This window comes from Mesorhizobium sp. M7A.F.Ca.US.002.01.1.1, from assembly GCF_004022955.1.
GTDB lineage: Bacteria > Pseudomonadota > Alphaproteobacteria > Rhizobiales > Rhizobiaceae > Mesorhizobium > Mesorhizobium ciceri.
Window position 1 is genome coordinate 1 of record NZ_RZQE01000534.1, and the last position, 3681, is coordinate 3681.

Here is a 3681-nt window from a genome sequence, read left to right on the forward strand (position 1 = left end):
ATCTGGGCCTTCGCCTGAGTTAGCCTACCGGAAAGCGAACCGCCCCAGGCGCCCGGTGTGAAGCATTCTGCCGTCTGGTCGCTCGGCTTTTTGCCAATGTCGCAAACAGGCTTCAATCGTGCTGCCGCTCCGCCCTATAGTCCGCCCGCTTTATCACTTTGGAGTCGCGGGCAATGGCAGAGTTTCCGAAAAAGGCGAGGGTCGTCATCGTCGGCCTGGGCGGTATTGTCGGCGCATCGATCGCCCATCACCTGATCGAACGCGGCTGGGATGACATTGTCGGCATCGACAAATCAGGTATCCCGACCGATATCGGCTCGACGGCGCACGCCTCCGACTTCTGCTACACCACCAGCCACGATTTCCTGTCGTGCTGGACGACGCTCTACTCCATCGATTTCTACGAGAAGATGGGTCATTACGCGCGTATCGGCGGCCTCGAGGTCGCGCGTGTCGGCGACGACAGCCGAATGGAAGAAATCAAGCGCAAGATCGCCTCGGCCAAGGCGTTTGGCACGCGCGCGCGCCTGATCGAGCCGGCCGAGATCAAGGAAAAATTTCCGCTCATCGAAGAAGCGATTGTTCAAGGTGGTCTTTGGGATCCCGATGCCGGTCTGGTCATCCCGCGTTCGCAGACGGTCGCCGGCAAGCTGGTCGACCAGGCGGAAGCGTCGGGCAAGCTCAAATCCTTCGCCAACACATCGGCCCGGTCGCTGGTCGTCAAGGACGGCCGCATATCAGGCGTGGTAACGGACCGCGGCACCATCGAGGCCGACTATGTCGTCGTCTGCGCCGGGATTTGGGGCCGGCTGATAGCGGAAATGGTCGGCGAAGACCTGCCGGTCATGCCGATCGACCATCCGCTGACCTTCTTCGGCCCCTACAACGAGTTCGCCGGCACCGGCAAGGAGATCGGCTGGCCGCTGCTGCGCGACCAGGGCAACTCGGCCTATATGCGCGACACCGGTGATCCCAAGACCGCCGAGGGCGGGCAGATCGAATGGGGTTATTACGAAGAGACCAATCCGCGCCTTTGCCACCCGCGCGACCTGCTGGAGAAGGACCAGGCGCGGCTTTCGCCGTCGCAACGCGATCTCGACATGGAACAGATCCTGGCGCCGCTCGAACGCGCCATGGAACTGACGCCGATCCTCGGCGAACTCGGCTATAATGAGAGCCATTCGTTCAATGGACTTCTCCAGGTAACCGCGGACGGCGGCCCGTCGATGGGCGAAAGCCAGAAGGTGCGGGGTCTGTGGTATGCCGTTGCCATCTGGGTCAAGGATGGTCCCGGCATGGGCAAGCTGATCGCCGACTGGATGACCGACGGCCGCACCGCAATCGATCACCATGCCATCGACTATGCACGGTTCTATCCGCACCAGACCAAGGAGCAGTTCATCTGGGACCGCTGCACCGAGACGGCGATGAAGGTCTACAATCCGGCGGTGCATCCGCGCGAGCCGTTCTCCAAGGCCCGCAATATCCGGCGCTCGCCGTTCTGGGAACGCGAGAAGGAACTCGGCGGCTATTTCATGGAACTCGGCGGCTGGGAGCGCGCCCACGGCTATGCCGCCAACGAGCATCTCCTGGAGAAATACGGCAACCGGGTGCCGGTGCGTGAGAACGAATGGGACAACCGCCATTTCTGGCGCGTCTCCAATGCCGAACATCTCGCCATGAGCGAGGATTGCGGCATCGTCAACCTGTCGCATTTCGCCATGTACGACATCGAAGGTCCAGACCATGTCGCGCTGCTGGAATGGTTGTGCGCAGCCAAGATTGGCGGCGACAACAACATCGGCAAGGGCATCTACACCCACTTCCTCGACGAGGAAGGCATGGTGCGGGCCGACTTTACCGTCATTCGCATGGCCGACCGCTGTCGTTTGATCGACGGCGCGGATGCTGGCCCGCGCGATTTCCAGTACATGCGCCGCACGGCACAGGACAAAGGTTTCGACGTCACCATCACCGACGTGACCGAGAACTATGTGACCATCGGCATCTGGGGGCCGAACGCCCGGGCGACCTTGCAGAAGGTGGTCGAAAACCCGGACGGGCTCTATGTTGAGAACTTCCCATTCGCGGCGATCAAGCCGGTCCGGATCGGCGGCAAGGACGTCACCGCTTTCCGCATCTCCTATGTCGGCGAGCAGGGCTGGGAACTGCATATGCGCTACGAGGACGGTCTCGCTGTGTGGGACGCGCTGCGCTCGACCGGCGTGATGCCTTTCGGCGTCGAGACCTATGCCAACACGCGCCGCATGGAAAAGAGCCTGCGCCTGCAGAACGCCGACCTTCTGACCGAGTACAATCTGCTCGAAGCGGATCTCGCTCGTCCAAAGGTCAAGGAGAACGATTTCTGCGGCAAGGCGAAGCACGTCGAATACCGCGCCCGCGAGCACCAACCGGCCATGCTGTGCACGCTGGTGATGACCGAGAATGTCGATTCCAAAGGCGTTGCCCGCTATCCCGTCGGCACCATGCCGGTGATGGATCCGAAGACCGGCGAGACGCTGGTCGACGAACTCGGCCGGCGGTCCTTCACCACCTCGATGGCCTATGGCCCGACCATCGGCAAGAATATCGGTCTTGCCTATCTGCCGTGGGCGTACGCCCAGGAAGGCCGCAAGCTCACGATCGAGTATTTCGGTGAGACATATCCGGTCGAAGTGGCGGCTGTCGGCTACAAGCCGCTCTACGATCCGGAGAATTTGAAGCCGCGCAGCTGATTGCTAGCCGGCGCAAAGGGCATGAAGGCAAAAGCCTGGCCATCGGCCGGGCTTTTCTCTTTTTAAGCCGACGGTTTTCGCTTACCTTCGCGGCATGTCTGCTTTTGCCTGCGCAAGACATTTCCTTTCAGGCTGCGCCGCGTTCGCACTGACGCTCTGGTTGACGCCCGCGGCCCAAGCTGACGAGCCCGTCGATGTCGAGCTGGTGCTGGCCGTCGATGTCTCGCTGTCGATGTCTCCGGACGAACTCGAGATCCAGCGTCACGGCTACGCCGCGGCACTGACGCACGACAATGTGCTGCAGGCCATTGCCGATGGCGCTTATGGCAAGATCGCCGTCACCTATGTCGAATGGGCCGGCACCAACTGGCAGCGCGTCATCGTGCCGTGGACGGTGATCGCCAGCCGCACCGACGCCGAGCGGGTGGTTGCGCAACTATCCGCTCAGCCGCCCAACAGCGCGCGGCGCACCTCGATCTCCGGAGCGCTGGAGTTCGGCAATGACCTGTTCGCCGAAAGCGGCTACCAGGGCACGAAGCGGGTCATCGACATTTCGGGCGATGGCCCCAACAATCAAGGCGCGCCGGTCAACCTGACCCGCGACGATCTGATCAAGCAAGGCATCGTCATCAACGGCCTGCCGCTGATGACGCGAGGCGGTTTTTCCGGCGCCTACGACGTCAGCAATCTCGATCGCTACTACAGCGACTGCGTCATCGGCGGACCCGGAGCCTTCATGATTCCAGTCAATGACTGGACGCAGTTTCCCGAAGCCATCCGTCGCAAGCTGGTGCTGGAACTCGCCGGCCCGGCCTCGCCGCAATGGGCGGCAGAAGAAGCCACGCATCCGCCGATGGTATTGGCGCAGGACAAGCCCGCCACCGACTGCCTGGTCGGCGAGAAAATGTGGCGCAACCGCAGCTGGATGTTTGACAGCCGCTAGGCG

The 3681-nt window shown here is 62.1% G+C and carries 2 protein-coding genes; both read left to right on the plus strand.

Features of this window, described 5'->3' with window-relative positions; genetic code table 11:
• Positions 1-173 precede the first annotated feature (173 nt).
• The gene (locus EN932_RS31330) at positions 174-2735 is read left to right on the plus strand and encodes an FAD-dependent oxidoreductase (RefSeq protein ID WP_128369338.1); all 2562 of its coding nucleotides are present in this window, start codon (positions 174-176) and stop codon (positions 2733-2735) included.
• 94 nt (positions 2736-2829) lie between these two features.
• Positions 2830-3678 carry a DUF1194 domain-containing protein gene (locus tag EN932_RS31335; protein ID WP_024501321.1) on the plus strand — a complete coding sequence of 283 codons (849 nt, stop codon included), beginning with the start codon at positions 2830-2832 and terminating at the stop codon, positions 3676-3678.
• The last annotated feature ends 3 nt before the right edge of the window (positions 3679-3681 follow it).

Excerpts from the sequence above, each read along its gene's own strand:
- EN932_RS31330 (WP_128369338.1), top strand. The coding sequence starts at position 174 with ATGGCAGAGTTTCCGAAAAAGGCGAGGGTCGTCATCGTCGGCCTGGGC.
- EN932_RS31335 (WP_024501321.1), top strand. The coding sequence starts at position 2,830 with ATGTCTGCTTTTGCCTGCGCAAGACATTTCCTTTCAGGCTGCGCCGCG.